The sequence below is a fragment of the Peribacillus sp. NPDC094092 genome (assembly GCF_050279365.1).
In the GTDB taxonomy this organism is placed as follows: Bacteria; Bacillota; Bacilli; order Bacillales; family DSM-1321; genus Peribacillus.
This window is the reverse complement of sequence record NZ_JBNNUC010000001.1, coordinates 1,698,608-1,719,567: the sequence shown is the minus strand read 5'-3', so window position 1 is coordinate 1,719,567 and position 20,960 is coordinate 1,698,608. Positions and strand designations below refer to the sequence as shown.

Annotated in this window: 15 protein-coding genes and 1 riboswitch; all 15 genes read left to right on the top strand. The window is 38.6% G+C overall.

From position 1 onward, the window contains the following. Positions 1-14: 14 nt before the first annotated feature. The 15 genes from ACQKNS_RS08225 (at position 15) to ACQKNS_RS08155 (ending at position 20,960) form a co-directional block, all read left to right on the top strand. Entirely contained in the window at positions 15-1,037 is a 1,023-nt protein-coding gene (locus ACQKNS_RS08225; protein WP_427641976.1) for a glycosyltransferase family 2 protein, read from the top strand. Next, positions 997-1,452: a GtrA family protein gene (locus ACQKNS_RS08220; RefSeq protein ID WP_427641975.1), complete on the top strand. Its 456-nt coding sequence runs from the start codon at positions 997-999 to the stop codon at positions 1,450-1,452. The genes ACQKNS_RS08225 and ACQKNS_RS08220 overlap by 41 nt, the downstream gene beginning before the upstream one ends. Before the next feature lie 357 nt (positions 1,453-1,809). Next, positions 1,810-1,953: riboswitch (cyclic di-AMP (ydaO/yuaA leader) on the top strand. A gap of 145 nt (positions 1,954-2,098) precedes the next feature. Beyond that, positions 2,099-3,925, top strand: coding sequence for an APC family permease (locus ACQKNS_RS08215; protein ID WP_427642174.1), 1,827 nt, complete (start codon positions 2,099-2,101; stop codon positions 3,923-3,925). A gap of 1,007 nt (positions 3,926-4,932) precedes the next feature. Continuing rightward, entirely contained in the window at positions 4,933-5,802 is an 870-nt protein-coding gene (locus ACQKNS_RS08210) for a MurR/RpiR family transcriptional regulator (protein WP_427641974.1), read from the top strand. Positions 5,803-5,977: 175 nt separating this feature from the next. Next, positions 5,978-7,048, top strand: coding sequence for an ornithine cyclodeaminase family protein (locus ACQKNS_RS08205; RefSeq protein ID WP_427641973.1), 1,071 nt, complete (start codon positions 5,978-5,980; stop codon positions 7,046-7,048). Positions 7,049-7,085: 37 nt separating this feature from the next. After that, complete coding sequence (locus ACQKNS_RS08200) at positions 7,086-8,000, top strand: proline dehydrogenase family protein (RefSeq protein WP_427641972.1); 915 nt, start codon at positions 7,086-7,088, stop codon at positions 7,998-8,000. Between the two features lie 32 nt (positions 8,001-8,032). Continuing rightward, positions 8,033-9,595, top strand: coding sequence for an L-glutamate gamma-semialdehyde dehydrogenase (gene pruA / locus ACQKNS_RS08195; protein WP_427642172.1), 1,563 nt, complete (start codon positions 8,033-8,035; stop codon positions 9,593-9,595). Between the two features lie 100 nt (positions 9,596-9,695). Further along, a complete protein-coding gene (locus tag ACQKNS_RS08190) occupies positions 9,696-11,072 on the top strand; it encodes an MFS transporter (protein WP_427641971.1) in 1,377 nt (458 codons plus the stop codon). 352 nt (positions 11,073-11,424) lie between these two features. Beyond that, positions 11,425-11,586: a hypothetical protein gene (locus ACQKNS_RS08185; RefSeq protein WP_179086048.1), complete on the top strand. Its 162-nt coding sequence runs from the start codon at positions 11,425-11,427 to the stop codon at positions 11,584-11,586. Between the two features lie 1,713 nt (positions 11,587-13,299). Further along, entirely contained in the window at positions 13,300-14,676 is a 1,377-nt protein-coding gene (locus tag ACQKNS_RS08180) for an MFS transporter (protein WP_427641970.1), read from the top strand. After that, entirely contained in the window at positions 14,677-14,934 is a 258-nt protein-coding gene (locus ACQKNS_RS08175; protein WP_427641969.1) for a hypothetical protein, read from the top strand. A gap of 643 nt (positions 14,935-15,577) precedes the next feature. Next, a complete protein-coding gene (locus ACQKNS_RS08170) occupies positions 15,578-16,630 on the top strand; it encodes a proline racemase family protein (RefSeq protein ID WP_427641968.1) in 1,053 nt (350 codons plus the stop codon). Positions 16,631-16,778: 148 nt separating this feature from the next. Further along, the gene (locus ACQKNS_RS08165) at positions 16,779-17,756 is read left to right on the top strand and encodes an ornithine cyclodeaminase family protein (RefSeq protein ID WP_427641967.1); all 978 of its coding nucleotides are present in this window, start codon (positions 16,779-16,781) and stop codon (positions 17,754-17,756) included. 481 nt (positions 17,757-18,237) lie between these two features. Beyond that, on the top strand, positions 18,238-19,296 hold the full coding sequence (locus ACQKNS_RS08160) for a proline racemase family protein (RefSeq protein WP_427641966.1): 1,059 nt from the start codon (positions 18,238-18,240) through the stop codon (positions 19,294-19,296). Between the two features lie 809 nt (positions 19,297-20,105). Then, the gene (locus ACQKNS_RS08155) at positions 20,106-20,960 is read left to right on the top strand and encodes a RhaT/GlcU family sugar-proton symporter (protein ID WP_427641965.1); all 855 of its coding nucleotides are present in this window, start codon (positions 20,106-20,108) and stop codon (positions 20,958-20,960) included.

Sequence of the window (20,960 nt, the reverse complement as noted above, 5' to 3'; positions counted from 1 at the left end):
AAGGGGGGAACAGTGTGAATTCACCGATACTTACGATTGTTGTACCTTGTTATAACGAAGAAAGCGTATTGCAGGATACCATTTCCCAGCTTTGTGGATTGGTGAGGGGGTTGGTCGAAGAAAACGTTGTTTCTGGTCAAAGTAAAATTCTATTGATCGATGATGGAAGTAAAGACCAAACATGGAAGATCATTTATAAGGAAACGATTCATAATGAATTTGTTCGTGGGTTAAAGCTTTCCCGGAATGCAGGACATCAAAATGCACTCCTGGCAGGATTGTTTACAGCCAAAGAAGCCTCCGATTGTGTGATTTCCATCGATGCAGATTTGCAGGATGATATTCAAGTCATCCCTGAATTCATTCGGAAATTCAATGAAGGGTGTGAAATTGTCTACGGTGTTCGCCAGAAAAGGGACCTTGATTCATTTTTCAAACGAACATCTGCAACTGGTTTTTATAAAATGATGAACAAGATGGGGGTTAACCTTGTCTATAATCATGCTGATTTCCGGCTAATGAGTAAAAGGGCGATTGCGGAGTTGGAACGATTTGATGAAACGAATCTTTTTTTACGGGGGATTGTACCGCTCATTGGGTTTAAGACGGACTCCGTTTATTATGACCGAAAAGAAAGATTGGCTGGGGAAACGAAATATCCATTCAAGAAGATGGTTGCTTTTGCGCTTGATGGCATTACTTCCTTTTCAGTTACACCGATTCGGCTTGTATTATGGCTAGGATGTCTTTCCTTTTTCATTAGCTTACTTTTTGGGTCTTACTTTTTATGGTTAAAGTTTTATGGGCAGACCGAAACTGGATGGACATCATTAATCACCTCCATATGGTTGATCGGTGGACTACAGTTGATTGCTGTAGGCTTGATTGGGGAATATATCGGTAAAATCTATAATGAATCCAAACGCCGGCCTAAATATATAGTTGATCTGGATCTATTTAATCCGCTCGATTTAAAAAAACGGGAGCAACTAGACAATGAACGGAACAGTATTGAGAAACTATCTAAAACACACTAACTCCTTTATCCGCTTTTTATTGGTTGGGATAGTCAATACAGCGCTTGGACTTTCCATCATGCTTTTTCTCATGAATGTTCTTGAATTCTCTTACTGGGTCTCCACCTTTATCGGTAATGGTACCGGAGCTGTAACGAGTTTTCTTTTGAATAGGACTTTTACCTTTAAAAGCGATATAGAATGGCGGAGAGGAGTTGCACGTTTCTTTTGCGTCATCCTGATTTGTTATTCCGCCGCATATTCTTTAGGCCAAGCTATTGCGGAATCAATGGAAGGATTTGTTCATTTACCCATACAAAAAAATGTAGCTGTGCTGATAGGAGCAATTTTTTACACAATTCTTAACTATATTGGCCAGAAATACTTTGTCTTTAAAAAAAACAATTTGAGACCAATTCAAGAAGGAAGGAACTAATTAAGGTGGATCAGTGGGATAATGCCCCCGATTGGACGGGAATTAAAGTGGAATTGGAAAGCGAAAACCAATGCAAGTTAAATGACTCAAGCTGGGAGCAAATCGTTTCACTTCGTCCAGCACGATTTATGTGGCAATCATTTTTTCTTTTTCTGACATCTTTTGTTCATTGACCCCTTGATTTTTTCCTTTTTGGACGTTTAATTGCCTCCTTTCCCCCCATCGGACCATGTATTTGCATGACTTATGTAATATACGTCAAGAATAAAACCCCCGCATACAAAAAATATTAAATTTCTGTGTAAAATTTTCATTTACTTTTCCATTTCACGGGAGTATGATAATCAACAGTTTCATATTTCTAAATCGCTTAAACCTTATGGTGCGGGGGACCCGGTATTGGGATTGTTACTACAATCCAGGGGGTGAATCCTTTCAAGGTAGGGCTACTCTTAGGTCCGAATCCGACAGCTAACCTCGTAAGCGTTATAGGAGAAGGAAGGTGGAGCTTGTTAGACAAAAAAATTGATGTCTACAGGTCTATTTAGTTATGACCTGTAGGCATTTTTTTATTTCTTCTTGTTTTTTGCTACAGCTGGGTAACATAAACTTATAAATTTAATATGGTGGTGAATACTTGATGTTATTGTTATCATCCTTAAAAAGGTTCTTGATTGGAAGACCTTTAAAATCAAATGCACTTGGTGAACAAAAGCTTAACAAAACAAAGGCTTTGGCGATATTATCTTCCGATGCTTTGTCTTCGGTTGCTTATGGACCTGAGCAAATATTGATTGTCCTGATTACAGTCGGTGCTACAGCATTCTGGTATTCCATCCCTATCGCAATCGGAGTATTGATCCTGTTAACCGCCTTGATTTTGTCCTATAGACAAATCATTTTCGCTTATCCGCATGGCGGGGGGGCATATGTGGTTTCAAAAAAAAATTTAGGAGTCAATCCAGGGCTGATAGCTGGAGGATCCTTATTGGTCGATTATATATTAACCGTCGCAGTCAGTGTTTCTGCAGGTACGGATGCAATCACGTCCGCTTTTCCAGGCCTGCATTCATATAATGTCATCATAGCCATCATTTTCGTCATTCTGCTTACAATCCTGAATCTCCGGGGGGTTACGGAGTCGGCCTCTGTTTTGGCTTATCCGGTGTACCTATTCGTTTTGGCATTGTTCATCTTGATTGGTGTCGGGATTTACAAGATTTTAACAGGGGGAGTTTCACCGGAATTGCACACGCCCATTGGGACTCCGGTAGCGGGCATCAGTTTATTCATCCTGTTAAGGGCATTTGCATCAGGAAGCTCCGCATTGACAGGAGTCGAAGCTATTTCCAATGCAATCCCGAACTTTAAAGATCCGGCCCCGAATAATGCGGCCAAAACGTTAATAGCGATGGGTTCGTTACTAGCTGTATTATTTACGGGAATCGTATACTTGGCCTATTATTTAAGCATTGTTCCTAGCGCAGAGGTAACGGTCGTCTCCCAGATTGCTGAAGAGATCTTTGGACGGAATTTCATGTATTTCTTCATTCAAGGTACGACTGCCTTGATCTTGATACTTGCGGCCAATACTGGCTATTCTGCCTTCCCTCTGCTTGCGGTAAATCTAGCGAAGGATAAATTCATACCAAGGGCGTTTACGATTAGAGGGGACCGATTAGGGTATTCCAATGGAATAATCATACTGGGACTTGCATCGATCATCTTAATAGTCTCATTTGGAGGACATACAGAAAATCTCATTCCGCTTTATGCCGTAGGGGTATTCATTCCATTCACTCTGTCACAGACCGGAATGATTGTTAAATGGATTCGCGAAAAACCAAAAGGTTGGATGTTGAAATTAACCATTAATTCAATTGGTGCCATTATTAGCTTTATCGTCACGATGATATTCTTCTTGACTAAGTTTACTCAGGTTTGGCCAGTTTTGATTTTTCTACCTATTATCCTGTTCATTTTTCATCGAATCAGAAAGCATTATGAAGCAGTTGGTGACCAACTAAGGATTACAACATGTGAGCCGATCTTGCCAATTGAAGGAAATATCATTATCGTACCTGTGGCAGGGATAACTCATGTGGTTGAGAACTCTTTAAATTATGCAAAATCTCTTTCAGCGCATCAGGTCATTGCCGTTTATGTTGCTTTTGAAAGAGAAGATGAAAAGAAATTCGTGGAAAAGTGGAAAAAGTGGCAGCCGGATGTCAGACTAGTTACACTGAATTCTTATTACAGAAGCATCATTCAGCCATTAACAAAATTTGTGGATACGGTTGAACATAAGGCGAGTGAATCCAATTATAAAGTTACGGTGATCATCCCCCAATTCATTCCGAAGAAGGGCTGGCACAATATTCTTCATAACCAATCAAGTTTACTGATCCGTGCCTACTTACTTTATAAAAGAAATGTGGTTATTACGACTGTACCATATCATTTGAAGAAGTAAGTTCCATTATCTAAGAAAAATAGAAGCCAGACTGTAGGCAAATTCGAAGAAATCGGGTTTGTCTACAGTTTTTTTATTGCTTGTACAACTTGGGCGCCGCTCCAAGCACTCGCTTTCCGCGGTCGGTCCTGGGGTCTCTCGCTTGCGCCTTCGGGGGTCTCCTTTGAACGCGCTTTTCCCGCAGGAGTCTCGCAAACCCGTTCCAATCAACTTGGTTAAAGCATTTTAGTTAGATACCATACCAGGGGATTTGAAGGTTTGCTTCGGGTCAGTTGGTTCCTGAACATCATTGGATGAAATTCGTTTTCCGAACTCCTTATGTCTATAATCTAAATATGGTTTTCTTTATTTATGATCTTATAAATAAAAAGACAGCCCTACAGCTGTATTTTCTTCAACTAACGCCCCCTATAGTTGAAGAAGAACATGAATTGAAAACTCATTAAATTCACAATAACTATTATTGCCAATGAAACCTAAATAAGAAAAAGGATTGAAGTAAGTTGTGGGGAAACGGGGTAACTTGAAAATCAATTTAAAAACTTTATTAAATTAATGACCAAAATAATTTTATTAAAGTAAGTATTTATATATTTGGTGAATTTTCAATAGTATTAGCGGGATATAATGTTGGACGTTTGGTCGTAATGATAATGTTCTAGTCTAGGCAATCAATAGTCATTCCAACCGTTAAAAAGGAAGGGCAGATAACTAAAAATTATCTGCTCTTTTTTAATTTATCTTCTATTTGAACTAACATGTGAAAAAATGTACTTAAACTAAAGGGTGCGTTAGTTCATTAAGGCATGTGGCAGATCCGCCAACTGTAATTCAGCCTGCTTCAAAGGTCCGACAAAGTATTTGGAGTTTACAGTTAATGTCGCATGCCTAATGAAGAAAAGGCTTATACTATGTTATGATTAAATAAACATTACCTATGAGTAATTTATAATAGATAATTATATGAAGATTATGAGGGGAATTTTACAACGAAAGTAGGTGGAATAGTGAATAAAGTTCAGGAAAACAACAATGTGTTGGAACACATCATTTTTATAAAAGATAACTTGCCAAATAAACAGAAGCAGTTATGTGATTACATACTACAAAATCATAAAGATATTGAAATGTTTACAGTCAAGGAATTGGCCCGAAATGCCAATGTAGGTACAACAACTGTTTTACGGTTAGTTAAGACGTTAGGTTACGATAGCTTTTTTGACTTAAAAAAACAGTTTCATGAAATTCAAAGGGATTATTCTGACAAGTGGGAAAATGTACAGGCGTCTTTTGGAGGTAATGATGAAGACAAAGACTATAAGACGCTATCGAATGTTTGGCAAGAAGGAGTTCAATTGCTAAATAAATCACTTAACCCTCAGTTGGTTGAAAATTTCAGAGATGCTATGGACCTAATCGCAAATGCTGAGAGAATTAATTTACTCGGATTAAGACCTTATAAAGCAGTTGCTATTTACTTAGAACTCCTCATCGAAGAATTTCACTCAAACACAAGACAGCTCAGCTACGATAGTGAGTCGATGTTTGAACGAATATTACAGTTTAAAGAAAACGAAGTAATGATTGTATTTGGGTTCTCCCCTTATCCACAACGGACAATTGATGCTGCAAGTGTAGCCTACAAGCAAGGGATTCCCATTGTATTAATTACGGATTATTTGTCGTGTCCTATCTCCACATTTTCAAAGGTTATTTTAAAAGTCGAAACTGGGGAAAAATATTTTACAATAATGCCAATTATTGCTCTCGTAGAAGCAATTGTAGTTGAATTAGGAAAAAGAAATTCGAAAACATCAATTCAACAAATAACAAACTTAGTGGAAACATTGAAAGAAAAGAAAGTTATAGTAGATTAATAAAAAAAGACATTATTATTGTAATTTCATTAGAAATTTACATGTAATGTCTTTTTTTTGTTAATTGAACCCCAAAAAGGAACAAAAGAACCTTTTTTAAATAAAATGGTTTACATTAAATCTAAACGGTGCTATTATACGAATTATCAAATAATTCAAAAAAAGGAGAGTTAATATGAGTACAGTTAAGATACTAGACAATGTACAGCAAAATAAACGAGTTGGTTTTATCTATCTCTCACAGGAAGACTGCATCGAAGCTGGTGGTCTGGACATGGATGGTACACTTGAGGCGATTCAAAAGTCTTTTGAATTACACGGTCGCAACGAGGTAGTCCAACCTTCTAAACCGGTCATTCGCTGGGGAGGACCTGAAACAGAAGAGACAAGAGGAAGAATAATGACGATGCCTTCTTATCTTGGGGGTGAGGTTGATGTAGCGGGAATGAAGTGGATTCCGAGTATGCCAGAAAATCCAAGAAAAATTGGACAGCCGAGAGCTTCTGCCATCATTATTTTATCTGACCCTCATAATGGTTTTCCTCTTGCGATTATGGATGGAACAATTGTAAGCGCTATGAGAACTGGAGCAGCAACTGGAATAGCTGCGAAATATCTTGCTAACCCGGATTCGCGTACAGTAGGTATTATTGGTGCAGGTGTCCAAAGTAGAACACAGTTAATGGCTGTAACAGGCGTGTTTAAAAATCAAATTGAGCAAATTAAAGTATTTGATTTGAATGAGGAGAAAACAAAACAATTCGCAAAAGAAATGGAATTAGAGCTAAATGTAAACGTTGTCAACGTAGCGAGTGCAGAAGAAGCCATTCGAGAATCAGATATTATTATTACGGCAACAATGTCAACTTTCCCTTATGTAAAAGGAGAGTGGCTAAAAGAAGGAGCATTCCACTCTGAAATTTCTTTCTGGGATACTGATCCAAAAGAATTAGTTCATTATGATAAAGTCGTCGTGGATGATTTCGAACATGTGAAGCATCACGGAGTAGACGTAAGTTACCGTGCAGTACGAGATGGTGTACTGGCTGAAGAGGATGTTCATAATCTAGGAGACATCATCAACGGTAAAGTTACTGGTAGAGAATGTCCTAAGGAAAAAATATTATTTAATCCAATCGGGATGTCAATCCACGATGTTTCGGAGGCATATCGTGTCTACAAAAGTGCTAAAGAAAAAGGCATTGGTAAAGATTTAGCTTTATGGGAGCATCCACATTGGCTGTAAAAGTTGAATAAGGGGGCATATGAAATGGGGGGGCAGAATGGAGAAATTGTTAAGCAATACTTTTCAGACGCTTGCTAAGAATAAGACGGCCAATAAGATGGCTAAAAAATATGGACTTAAGTTTGGTGCTAAACGTTTTGTGGCTGGAGATGTCACGGAACAAGCGATTGAATGTGTGCGTAAGATTAATCAAAATGGCATGGTTGCCATGCTGAACTACCTAGGTGAATATGTGTTCACGGTTGAAGCCGCATTGGAAGCAACAGAAAATTGTTTAAAGACCCTTGATGCCATTCATGAGAGTGGAATAGACAGTAATCTCTCCGTCAAGATTACATCACTTGGATTAGATATCAGTAAGGACCTATGTATTCAAAATCTCAAGCTGATTTTGGATCGAGCTCGAGAATATGGAAACTTTGTCCGTATTGAAATGGAAGATTATTCGCATTGTCAATTGACATTGGATATTTATAAAGAACTGAGAAAAGAGTACGAAAATATTGGTACCGTTATTCAAGCTTATCTGTATCGAACAGAAGAAGACATTCATGACTTGAATCGATACAATGCCAACCTCCGGTTAGTCAAGGGGGCTTATAAAGAACCCATCAGTGTGGCCTTTCCGAAAAAAAGTGACGTGGACAAAAACTATGAAAAAATCATTAAAACGCATTTGTTAAATGGGAACTATGCAGGCATTGCGACTCATGATGATGTCATGGTGGAGAAAGTGATTCAATTTACCGAGCAACAAGGCATTCCCAAAACGCAGTTTGAATTTCAAATGCTATACGGGATTCGTTCGGATCTTCAAAAGAAATTAGCTAATCTAGGGTATAAAGTGCGTGTATATGTCCCTTACGGGACGGATTGGTTCGGCTATTTTATGCGCAGACTTGCGGAACGACCTGAAAATGTCTCATTTGTATTAAAAAATACTTTTAAATAAAAAACACTTTAGGAGGAAAAAACATGTCAAATATGCTACAAACACTAAAATTGGATACCTTCACAAACGAACCTAATACAGACTTTTCAAAAGACCGTGAGGTCCAAGCTTTAAAAGAAGCAATCCTATCCTTCCGGCAAGAATTAGGAAAAGACTATCCTGTTATTATCGGGGGAGAAAAGATTTATACGGATGAGAAGATTACCTCGATTAACCCAGGAAAGACAGATGAAATCATCGGTTATATGAGTAAAGTAGACCGTGAAATGGCAGAGACAGCGATCCAAACGGCAACGAACACCTTCGGAACGTGGAAACAAGTACGTCCTGAGGAGCGCACTGATTATTTATTCAAAGCCGCCGATTTAATGAGAAAAAAGCGTCATGAATTCTCAGCTGTTTTAATAGTAGAAGCAGGTAAAAACTACGAAGAAGCTGATGCAGAAGTTTCAGAGGCCATTGACTTTATGGAATACTACGGAAGATCTATGATCCAATTGGAAGAGGATACACATTATGTAAAACGAATCCCGGCTGAAACAAATAGACTGACGTATATCCCATTAGGGGTCGGCTTTATTGTTCCGCCTTGGAATTTCCCATTGGCCATTTGTACAGGTTTAACGGTATCAGCTGTTGTAACGGGAAATACAACGCTCCTAAAGCCGGCTTCTGTGACACCAATTATTGCCTATAAATTTGTGGAGTTAATGGAAGAAATCGGCCTGCCTAAAGGGGTAATCAACTTTATACCTGGTGATTCATCTGTCATGGGCGACTATATCACGGGTCATCCTCTTACACGCTTTATTAGTTTCACTGGATCGAAAGATGTCGGTCTTCATATTAATGAACTCGCTGGAAAAACAGCAAAAGGACAAAAATGGATCAAACGCGTCAATGCTGAAATGGGCGGGAAAGATGGCATTGTAATCGATGAAACGGCGGACTTAGAGGCAGCTGCTAAATCCATTGTTTCCTCCGCGTTTAGTTTCCAAGGACAAAAATGTTCAGCTGGCTCGCGTGCGATTATTGTAGAAAGTGTATATGATGAATTAATTCAGAAAGTCATTCTGTTAGCGAGTGAGCTTAAACTAGGAAACGGAGAAGAAAACTATTGTGTGGGTCCAGTTATTGATCAAAAAGCCTTTAATACGATTCTTAATTACATTGAGATTGGAAAAAAAGAGGCGAAGTTAGTATTAGGTGGCGATACAGGTAGTGAAGAAGGTTACTATATTCAACCTACCATTTTCATTGATGCCGAGCCAAACAGTACGATTATGCAAGAAGAAATCTTCGGACCTGTCCTTACGATTGCCAAAGCGAAAGATTGGGAAGAAGCAATTGAGATTTACAATAATACAGAATATGGCCTAACAGGCGGTTTCTTCTCCTCTAACGAAGAAAGGATTAACCAAGCGATTGAGCGTATGTACTGCGGAAACTTATACATTAACCGCAATGTGACCGGTGCCCTGGTCGGTGTTCATCCATTCGGTGGGTTTAACTTATCCGGCACGGATTCTAAAGCAGGCAGTTATGACTACCTCAAACTGTTCAGTCAAGGAAAGCTCCACACGATTCAACACTAAGAAGGTAATGAAAAGCTTACCTTCCTCCCTTATAGTAGGGGGGAGTAGGCTTTTCATCCAATAGATAATGGGTTAATTTTCTAAAGTTGGGAGGGGAACTATGAATCAAATACGTACACTCGAAGAAATGCCTTTACGTAAATTTCATTTTCAAATGTTTTTCTACACCAGCGGTGGAGCCTTTATTGATGGGTACATCATTGGGATCATCGCAGTTGCTTTAGCCGTTTTGCAGCCACAGTTTGACATGTCCTTGACAACCGTTGGTCTGGTAGGAATGGCGGCGTTAGTCGGCATGTTTTTTGGCGGAGTCCTTGGAGGATATTTAACGGATTTGATTGGGCGAAAGACGATGTTTATTTTGGATTTAGTGGTTTTCGTAATTGCCTCGGTTCTCCAATATTTTGCACAAGACCCCATGCAACTCATCATTTTACGCTTTATTTTAGGCCTGGCGGTTGGTGCTGATTATCCAATTGCGGGCACGTATATGGCAGAGTTTGCGCCTAAAAAGAACCGGGGAGCTTTGCTTGGTGGGCTAGTTGCATTATGGTATGTGGGCTACGGCGTGTCTTACTTGGTCGGATATTTTATGTTGGAGCTAGGTGAGGATAGCTGGCGTTGGATGCTGGCGAGCAGCGCCCTTCCTGCCATTATTATTTTACTCGCCCGTTTAAAGATGCCAGAATCTCCTCTTTGGCTCGCGAGTAAAGGAAGAGAAAAAGAGGCAAAAGGGATTGTTCAAGGGATTTTTGGAAAAAACGTGGTCCTCCCCGAGTCCTTTGAAGCAGAAGAAAAGACGTCTTTTATGGATATGTTTAAGAATGGGTATGGCAAGTGGACCATCTTTATTGCCTTATTCTGGACGCTTCAAGTGGCCCCTTCCTTTGCGATCGCTACCTATATCCCTGAAGTATTGGGTCTATTTGGCTTCGCGGATGGAAACAAAGAATATTTAGGCTCGGCCATTATGAGTCTGTTTTATATAGTGGGCTTATTCCCCGCCCTTTATTTAGTCGAGAAAGTCGGAAGAAGACCGGTCTTAATCTGGCCCTTCTTAGTGTCAGCGATTATTTTAACTACACTCGGCCTTACATCAAGTTGGCATATGTCCTTTGCATTTACGATTATGTTATTTGTTATTTATGGTATTTTTAACACCGGGATGAGTATTCACCAATGGATTTATCCCAATGAATTGTTTCCAACTAAGATTCGAGGAACAGCCCTAGGATTTGGGACAGGTGTAAGCCGCATTGGTTCTTCTTTGAGTACATTTTTGTTTCCGGTGATATTAAGCAAGTATGGATTGGGGGCCACTCTCTATATCTGTGCCGGTCTCTTTTTTATAGGTTTTCTAGTTTCATTGGTAATGGCGCCAGAGACCCGAAATATGAGCTTAGCCGAAACAAGTACATTAAACAAAAGAACCAATAAACTTAGCTACCAATCAAATTCAGGGAAAAAGATTATTTAATAAAAGTAAGGGATATATCTTCAAGAAGGTATGCAGAAAACACTACAATAGTCCTTCTTTTAGGTGTAGGTACATAGGGAATGGCGGAAAGTTAATAAACTTTGTAAAGCGTTTATGTAGGATAACAGACTAGTCTCAATTAATCTATTTCTAATCAAATGTATAACTTCCATGATACTAAATATAGAAATAGCATTACAATTTCCCTTATAAACCGATCTGAAGAAATTGAATTTTTAGATTGATAAGTGACAAATTGCTAACTAAATATAAAAATCACCTCTTTCATGTATAATTTGTCAATGATGATAAAGAAAAAGGATTACAATTATTAGTTGGAGGATTTTTTAAGATGTGGGTAATCACTGTTTATTCAGAAAAAAATAATACCACAATGTTTGAGTTTGCTGAAGAAAAAGAAGCAAAAGAAGCTTTTGACAAAATCAAGGGGTGTAAGATTCTTTCAGAAGTGGTTTACTTTAGTGATTATTGTTCTACTTTAGTAACTACTTGAAAGATTTCACTATAATATATAAAGTGCCATGAAAGAAACAAAACTAAAGAATAAATTTCTTGTTAATTTTAATAAGTTTTTCAAATGGCTAAAACATTATTTTACCCTAATTTCGTCACTTTCCTTTACTTAAAAAGACCTTAATTGAAAACAGTTTATTTAGAGAAATTTATTAAAATCGAGAGAGTGCGCAACTTAAAATCTAGCTGCTTTAAGGCAGCTTTTTCTTTACTTAAATAAACCAGTTAATTGAAATCTTGTTATTCAATTAAAGGGTGCAATTGTTGAATGTATCCCAATTTCTCATTTTCATTCCAGCTAATGTTATTGATGAATAGGTTTCACTATTATCACTCGAAAACGACTTTTGTGATCCTACCATGTTGAAAAAACTAAATATAGTTTTTTGGTGAAATTCCTTACCAAATTCCCTAAAACCTTCATATCCCGAGGCCTTTATAAGAGGAATGACGGTGTTGTCTCAACATTAGCTTAAGCAGCCTAAATCAAAAACAGTTAATACGTCCATAGATAATAAAATAAAATCTAAAATATTTGAATAGGTAGAGACGGTGAAAAGCATTTTATCATAATACAAATTATTGCAATTCTGGAAGCTGAAGCAGTTATGATTAGAAAAGAGAAGAGACATCAATACTAAACAAATAAAAATTTGATAGAACATTGAAAGATAATAACATTATAGTAAATTAACGAAATTCAGGTATATTAGAAAAATATTACATCCCCTAGTCGATTTCATTTGAAACGTATAAGGTAATATTTTTTTAAATCAAAAAGGAATAATTAAACCTTTTTATAAAAAAAAGGTTTGCATTGATTCTATTTGGTGCTAATATACACCTAAAGTTAAATTTTTAGATAATTCAAATAAAAGAGGAGGTGTTATGAGTACAGTTGAGAAGCTTGCAAAACTAGCTCAAAGTGAAAAGGATCGGTTTTATTTACATCTCACTAGAGGACAGAATTAAAGCTGAAGGTATAGAATCGTGCATTTGAAACGTTTGAACAATCGTCACAAAGAAGTAATCCAACTTTTAAATTGGTCATTAATTGGGAGTGCGTGAAACTGAAGAGTTTTTGCAGCTATACCAAGCGTTGCCTCAGTCAGCATAGGAATCATCGGGGGAGGTGTCCAAATAAAATTTAGCTACAGGCTGCAACAAGCATATTTAAAAAGGAAACTTATAACGAAGCAGTTCGCAAAAGGACTGCAACTTGAGTTAAATGTAAACGTTATCAATATAGAAAAAGTAAGTAAAGATTCGAATATCATTATTACAGCGACAATGTCGACTTTACCATATGAAAAATGAGAGTGGCTAAAGGAAGGGGCGTTTCCTTCCAGAATCCTTTTGGGAAACTGATTCAGAAGAATTGGTTCAGTATGGAAAAGTTATCGTTTGTAATTTTGGAAATGTGGAGCATCGCGGAAGTTAACGTGAATTACTCTGCAGTACGAGATGGTGTTTTATCTGAAGGAGGATGTTCTTAATCTAGGAGACATCATCAATGGTAAGTAAGCATCTTTATGACGTACTCCCCTGAAGCACGATCAAGCAGGAAGACATCTTGGACCAACTGCTGCCGGTTGCCAAAGCAAAATATTGAAAGACTCTTAATAATTGGAAAAAATGGGTTGATGAATAATTTGTTTTTTTTAATAAATATTCTGAATTTTGGAGGGGAGTTATGAATAAAGTTCGCACACTTGAAGAAATGCCTTTAGGTAAATTTCACTACCAAATGTTTTTTTATACCGGCGGCGGAGCCTTTATTGATGGGTACATTATTGGTATCATTGCAGTAGCCCTGGCGGTTTTACAGCCCCAGTTCGATATGTCGTTAACCGTAGTCGGGATGATCGCAATGGCTATGTATGTCGGGATGTTTTTTGGCGGAATAATTGGGGGCTACTTAACGGATCTTATTGGACGAAAGACGATGTTTCTTCTCGATTTAGCCGTTTTTGTCCTTGCCTCGATTCCCCAGTTTTTTGTGAATGACCCGGTACAGCTTATCATTTTACGTTTTATTTTAGGGGTTGCAGTGGGTGCTGATAATCCGATTTCCGCTACGTATATGGCGGAGTTTGCCCCTCGCAAGCAGCGGGGAGCCTTGCTTGGCGGACTAATTGCCCTGTGGTATGTTGGCTACGGTGCATCCTTCTTGGTGGGGTATTGGATGCTGGGTCTGGGTGAGGATAGCTGGCGCTGGATGCTTGCAAGCAGTGCCATTCCGGCGCTCATTCTTTTACTTGGCCGATTAAAGATGCCAGAATCCCCTCTCTGGCTGGCAAGTAAGGGAAAAGAAAAAGAAGCCAACGCAATCATTCAAGGGGTCTTTGGAAAAGGTGTGGTCCTCTCCGAGTCCTTGGAAACGAAAGAAAAGACGTCATTTATGGACATGTTTAAAAATGGGTATGGAAAATGGACCCTATTCATCGCCCTATTTTGGACGCTTCAAGTGGCTCCTGCCTTTGCGATTGCAACCTACATCCCTCAAGTATTAGGGGAATTTGGATTTGCGGATGGAAACAAGGAGTATCTGGGTTCTGCTATTATGAGCCTTTTCTATTTAGTCGGATTATTGCCGGCAGTATTTCTGGTAGAGAAAATCGGAAGAAGACCAGTGCTAATTTGGCCGTTTTTAGTCTCCGCGGTTGTTTTAGTGATATTGGGGATCACGTCAAGCTGGCAGATGTCATTTGCCTTCACCATTTCGCTGTTTGTCATTTATGGTATTTTCAACACTAGTATGAATATCCACCAATGGATTTACCCAAATGAATTGTTTCCAACAAAAATTAGAGGAACAGCTGTTGGATTTGGTACCGGCGTAAGTCGGATTGGTGCCTCTCTGAGTACATTCTTATTTCCACTCATCTTGAGTACATACGGGATTGCTGTCACCATGTACTGCTGTGCAGCCCTGTTTTTTATAGGGTTTTTAATTTCATTTGTGATGGCTCCAGAGACCAGGAATATGACTCTGGCCGAGACAAGTGCTTTAAACAAACCTAGCAGGAAACCTGGCAATGAACCTAATCCTAAGAGAGAGACAGTTTAAATGATTAGTTGTAGTAAAGAGGCGTTTTTTAAATATGCGAATAAAGATTTTGTGATGCCAGCCCGCACTTTTTCAGAAGTAAATTGCGAAGATAATCTGCTGATAATGCCCTGTTTTGTTTACTACTGCATCGGACTAAAAGTAGTCACTTCCTACCCATCAAATCACAATACCGATAGTGCGGTAACACATGGCTTAGTGTTAATAAATGATAGAGAAACGGGTAATTTATTATCTATAATAAACGCACAATTTTGACAGCGTTAAAAACAGCTGCCGTATCGGGTGTTGCTATGCGGAATCTTATGAAAAATGCTGAAACAGTCTGGTTTAGTAGGAACTAGACTGCAGGGATTGTACCAGCTTATTGAGGCTTAATAAGCAACTTCTGTAAAAAGATTTTATTTATATAATCGATCTTCGGAAAAAATAAAGTTGATTATTCTAAAGTTTCGAATTATTTAGAATAAAGAGGTTGAAATTATACCGGTTACAGATAAAAGTGAGCTGGTTCGAATTTTAGAAATCATTATTACTGCAACAGTTAGTTGTATGGGTAGGATCTCACAAAAGTAATATGAGAGAATTGCCGCAAACTTTGTTTGAGCAAGCCGTTTATCATAATATTGAATCGGAACAAGGAAAGATAGAATGGGTGATATTATAGATTCGATGGAAAAAGGTTGGGTTAAAGATCATCAGGTGATCCTATTATCCGATTTAATTATTTGAGCAAACAAAAGTACTGAAAAATGACAGTCTTATTCTATTTAATCCGGTAAAATGGCCTTGCTCGATGCCTCTATTGGTAATTATGTATATAAAAAAGCTGAAAATTTAGGGATTGGTCAGGAAGTTAATATTTAATGAATATGGAATAAAAGCATAGGAGTGATTAGATATGAGTTTTAAAAGAATGATTCACGCAGTAGATACTCATTCAGGTGAACCAATGCGTGTAATTACTGGAGGAGTTCCTCATATACCTGGAAATACAGTTTATGAACAGATGCGTTGGCTACAGGAAAACGATGACCAGCTAAGAATGCTTATGTTAAGGGAACCTAGGGGGTATCCTCCTCTTTGTTGTAACCTTATCGTACCGCCTAAGCATCCAGAGGCGGATGCCGGTTACATTATTATGGAGCAGGTTGAATATCCAGTTATGTCTGGTGGTAATACCATCGCTGTTGTTACAGTACTTTTGGAAACGGGCATGCTGCCAATGAAGGAGCCAGTTACTGAGCTAACACTTGAAGCTCCTGCTGGACTTATTCGTGTAAAAGCAGAATGTTCAAATGGTAAAGTGACGAACGTAACATTTAAGAATGTTCCGGCTTTTGCACCATATATCGATGCAGAAATTGATGTACCTCATTTAGGAAAAGTAAAGGTGGATGTAGGATGGGGAGGGATGTTCTATGTAATTGCTGATGTTCGTCAATTTGAAGGACTTGAACTTATTCCTGAACATGGACATGAAATTGCCCGTATTTCATCTATGATACGTAAAGCAGCTCAGGAGCAATTACCTGTAGAACATCCAGATTATCCAGGGGTCGGAATAACGATTTCCCAGCTTTCAGGGCCTTCTTCTAATCCGGAAGCAGACTGGAAAAATGTCGTAAATGTTGCTTCCGGAGATCTTGACTGGAATGACTCTTCTACATGGACAGGTGCTTTGGATAGGTGTCCTTGCGGAACTGGAACTTGTGCAAAGATGGCTACCTTGTATACGAAGGGTGAATTGAAAATAAATCAAGAGTTCCGACACGAAGGGATATTAGGGACAGTATATAATGGTCGTCTTGTTGATGAGGTTAAAATTGGTGACTATAAAGCTGTCGTTCCAACTGTTAAAGGCCAGGCGTGGATTACTGGATTTAACACTTATGTACTTGATCCAACGGATCCTTTTCCTAACGGATTCAGTATAGGAGATATTTGGGCATAAGGGAGTTTTTAGAAATTAGAATGATTATATAAATAGTAGTAATTGGTTTTTGTATAATAAATTCACCAAAATCCTTCATAGTTATACAAATTTCAAAAAAGTAAAATTTATATTATATTAGACACTATTTAAATATAAGGAGGATATTATGCGACAAATTACAGAAGAACAAGTACAAAATATACTTGAGATGGAATTGGTTCTCCCTGTTATCAAGGAGGCTTATGAAGATTGTGTTAAAGGGGAAATTCATGCAGGAAACCGTATTTTTATGCCTATTCGCGGCGAAAAAAATGTGGGACAATGGTTAGTCGCTAATTGTACGAACAAACCTTTCTTCGGATCAAAATTCTCATCTGTTTTCCCTGGGAATTTGAAAAAAGGTCTGCCTAGTACAATCTCTAAAATCAGTTTATATTCAGCTGAAACTGGCGAACTTCAAGCACTGATTGATGCGAACTATCTGACTGCCATCAAAACAGGCGGCAGTGCAGCAATCGCTACTGACCTAATGGCAAGAGAAGATGCCAACAAACTAGGAGTTATCGGCTCAGGACTTCAAGCGTTCTCTCAAGTATTGGCTATCCAAGAAATTAGACCTATTGAGGAACTTTACGTGTATGATATTAATCCTGAACGAGTAGAAAGTTTTATTGAAAGAATTGAAAAGATCAAAAATCGGCCATATAAAATCATTGCGGCTAAAACGGCTGACGAGTGCGTGTCATCCTCTGATATCATCTGTACTTGTACTACCTCACTCACTCCTGTTTTTAAAGGAAGTTCAGTCATACCAGGTACACATATCAACGCGATTGGTTCTTTTACTTCTTTTATGCAGGAAATTGATACAGAAACAGTACTGAAATCGGATAAAGTAATTACGGAACACGTTGAGGGTTTATGGGAAGCAGCCGGTGATATTTTGATTCCATTCGAACAAGGAAAGATTACCAAAGACAAAGTGTCAGGTACGGTGGGAGATGTGCTAGCTGGAAAAATTTCAAAAAGAGAAAATGAACAAGAAATCACGCTCTATGAAAGCGTCGGATCCGGTGTCTTAGATATCGCACTTTCTATTGCTGTTTACACTAAATTAGTGGAAAGATGTGAAATAACCCATTAATAAAAGTAGTATCTATTCAGAAGGAGCATTGTAATGTGACAGGGAGTAAGAGCTAGACATACTCCGGAAGAAAACCAAGTGTGTTGGTCAGAGTAAAGGCTTCTTCATGTCCCGGTTATTTGCCATGTCCAATTCCCGTTTTTACCAACGTCATACTAAAGGTAAAACCAAGTGAAAAACACTTTACCTTCATACCGATCATTGCATTGGTAGCGGCGATTTTCATTGAATTAGGGAAAAGACATTCGAAAAACCTCGATTCAACAAATCAAGAATCTGGTAAAAATATCGTTAGAATATAAAGTTATTTTGCAATATTCAAAAGATAAGGTATGGACAAAGCAAATAAACGCTTCTCCATGCCTTTATTATTTAAATACAAAAGGTATAAAGATTCCTTTTTGGATTCAGGGTAAAGTTCGAAAAGTAGTTATAAGTAGTCGTTCTATACTAATGAAGCAAGTAAGAAGGAGGAATAAGCATGATGGAAAATGAAAACGTTTTAATCGTCAAAACGATTGATACACATACAATGGGTGATCCAACCAGAATTGTTGTGGAAGGGCTCCCAAAAATAGAAGGCAGAACCATGTTGGAAAAAAAGAAGAAACTAATCGATGAATGTGATTATATCCGATCGAGCATAATCCTCGAGCCAAGAGGCCATAGGGATATGTTTGGCGCTGTGTTATTAGAGCCTGTTAATCCTGCTGCAGATATTGGAGTGGTATTTATGGATACCCAAGCCTACCTAAATATGTGCGGTCATGGCACCATTGGGGTGACCACTGCCCTATTGGAAACGGGAATTATAGAAAAAGAGGGGGACGAAGTCTTTCTGACACTTGACACTCCTGCAGGATTGGTAAAGGTTTGTGCAAAGCGGAAAAACAACAGGGTGGAAAGCGTATCATTTGTGAATGTCCCAGCTTTCTATTGGGGAGAGGAAATAAAGGTGTTTGTAGAAGAGCTTGGCGATATTTATGTGGATATTTCTTTCGGCGGAAGCTTCTTTGGGTTTGTCTATTGCAATAATATTGGGTTGGACTTAGTTCCGGAAAATGCAGATAAACTGGGGGAACTAGGGAAAAAAATTCGAGATGCAATCAACCAACAGATCAAGGTGGAGCATCCGCTAAAAAACGAAATTAACAAGGTGGATTTGGTTCTGTTTCTAGATGGGTCAAATAATGAGGGAGTTCACACCAAGAATGTAGCCATCTTTGGCGACGGTCAGGTTGCGCGGTCAGCCTGTGGGACCGGATTATCGGCGCAATTGGCACGAATGTACGCAATTGAACAGCTTTCATTGAATGAGGAATTTGTAACGGAAGGCATAATTGAAACTGCTTTTAAAGGACGTTTGTTAGAGGAAACAACAGTAGGTCATTTCAAAGCAGTTATACCTGAGGTTACCGGCAATGCCTATATCTGGGGAAACATGAGTTTTATATTCATCGAGACGATCCATTATCGAATGGATTTTTGCTTAAATCTTCCAAGGAAAAATTCAATTATTATAAAGAATAGATACCTATAAGGGACCTTGGCATGCTGCGGTTGTGAGGTTAGCAAGATCATTATTTGATTCGGTATTGGAATCTACTGAATGCCGGATCAAAAATCATGGTAATTAAAATCACTTGATAGATTGGCAAAATTCGGGAAATTATTCAGCCGGATACGGTCAAAGGGTTTAAAATGATCTTCATTGAGGGTGAAGGTTGGAAGATGGACATATTGAAATAATCGGTGTAAAGAAGAAAGCCATTAAGAATTAAACCTTTCCGGCTTTTGAAAAAGCCTAGTAACCGTCCTATCCATCAGAATATGTGCAGTGGCGGCATCAATCCTCGGAAGGCCATTCAGTTTAACAGCAGTTATGGAGTCTCTATCAACAACTCTGATGGGAGCCATGCTGCCTCTTCATTCACAAACTTTCATGCTAGTTTCGATGGATCTGATTTACCTTGCCAGTATATTCTTTGTGACTTTTTATATAAAAAGTGAGGTGTAGAAGAATCCGATAGTGGGAGGGGATTTGCTCCTTTTTATCTGACCCTCCTGTTCTCCATCAACATTATCCGAACGACGGCTGTTTGGGAAAGTGATTATTTCAAAGTCGCTGATGATTCGGAAATGGACATGCAACATCACCAACATGGTGGTTAGCATCAATCGGTATCATTAAAAAGGGCTGCGTCTGCAGCCCTTTTTTTTGTGTTGAACACTAATTTAGGGGAAACCTTCATAAAATTACCAAGGGTCAATTCAAATAATGCGAACATATTAAGAAGACATAATGAAATTTCCTGCTTAGTTTTGAACTTACATATATGGGGGTTGTAAATGGATATATTATTAGCTCTCTTGCCGGCATTATTCTGGGGAAGCATCGTTTTATTTAATGTGAAACTCGGGGGTGGGCCCTATAGTCAAACATTAGGGACAACAATTGGCGCCTTGATTTTTTCAATCGGTGTTTATATTTTCGCAGATATTAAGTTGTCACTCCTGGTGTTTGGAGTCGGAGTCGTATCTGGATTGTTTTGGGCCGTTGGACAAGCTAATCAGCTTAAGAGCATTGATTTAATGGGAGTTTCCAAAACCATGCCAATATCAACAGGATTGCAGCTCATTTCAACCACTTTATTCGGGGTCATAGTTTTTAACGAATGGTCTACAATGAAGGCGATTATTTTAGGTGTTTTGGCTTTAGTCTTCATTATTATTGGAATCGTCTTGACCTCCTTGGAAGATAAAGAATCGAAAGAGGGCAAGTCGGGAAACTTGAAAAAAGGAATCATTATTCTCCTCATCTCGACATTCGGTTATTTGGTTTATGTGGTCGTGGCCCGTCTTTTTGATGTTGACGGGTGGTCAGCGTTGTTCCCTCAAGCGATAGGGATGGTGATAGGCGGTCTGTTATTGACTTTTAAACATAAACCGTTTAACAAATATACGATTCGCAATATCATTCCGGGATTGATATGGGCAGCAGGGAACATGTTTTTATTCATATCCCAGCCCCGTGTGGGTGTGGCTACTAGTTTTTCCCTTTCGCAAATGGGCATAGTCATCTCAACTATTGGCGGGATCATCATTTTACGTGAAAAGAAAACGAAGCGCCAACTAATTGGAATTGTGATTGGAATTATCTTGATCATCATAGCTGGGATTATGCTCGGGTTGGCAAAAAGTTAA

Bases quoted from the DNA above. Each gene is read 5' to 3' on its own strand.
- ACQKNS_RS08205 (WP_427641973.1), top strand. From the start codon at position 5,978: ATGAGTACAGTTAAGATACTAGACAATGTACAGCAAAATAAACGAGTT.
- ACQKNS_RS08185 (WP_179086048.1), top strand. From the start codon at position 11,425: ATGTGGGTAATCACTGTTTATTCAGAAAAAAATAATACCACAATGTTT.
- ACQKNS_RS08170 (WP_427641968.1), top strand. From the start codon at position 15,578: ATGAGTTTTAAAAGAATGATTCACGCAGTAGATACTCATTCAGGTGAA.
- ACQKNS_RS08190 (WP_427641971.1), top strand. From the start codon at position 9,696: ATGAATCAAATACGTACACTCGAAGAAATGCCTTTACGTAAATTTCAT.
- pruA (WP_427642172.1), top strand. From the start codon at position 8,033: ATGCTACAAACACTAAAATTGGATACCTTCACAAACGAACCTAATACA.
- ACQKNS_RS08200 (WP_427641972.1), top strand. From the start codon at position 7,086: ATGGAGAAATTGTTAAGCAATACTTTTCAGACGCTTGCTAAGAATAAG.
- ACQKNS_RS08165 (WP_427641967.1), top strand. From the start codon at position 16,779: ATGCGACAAATTACAGAAGAACAAGTACAAAATATACTTGAGATGGAA.
- ACQKNS_RS08155 (WP_427641965.1), top strand. From the start codon at position 20,106: ATGGATATATTATTAGCTCTCTTGCCGGCATTATTCTGGGGAAGCATC.
- ACQKNS_RS08180 (WP_427641970.1), top strand. From the start codon at position 13,300: ATGAATAAAGTTCGCACACTTGAAGAAATGCCTTTAGGTAAATTTCAC.
- ACQKNS_RS08160 (WP_427641966.1), top strand. From the start codon at position 18,238: ATGATGGAAAATGAAAACGTTTTAATCGTCAAAACGATTGATACACAT.
- ACQKNS_RS08220 (WP_427641975.1), top strand. From the start codon at position 997: ATGAACGGAACAGTATTGAGAAACTATCTAAAACACACTAACTCCTTT.
- ACQKNS_RS08175 (WP_427641969.1), top strand. From the start codon at position 14,677: ATGATTAGTTGTAGTAAAGAGGCGTTTTTTAAATATGCGAATAAAGAT.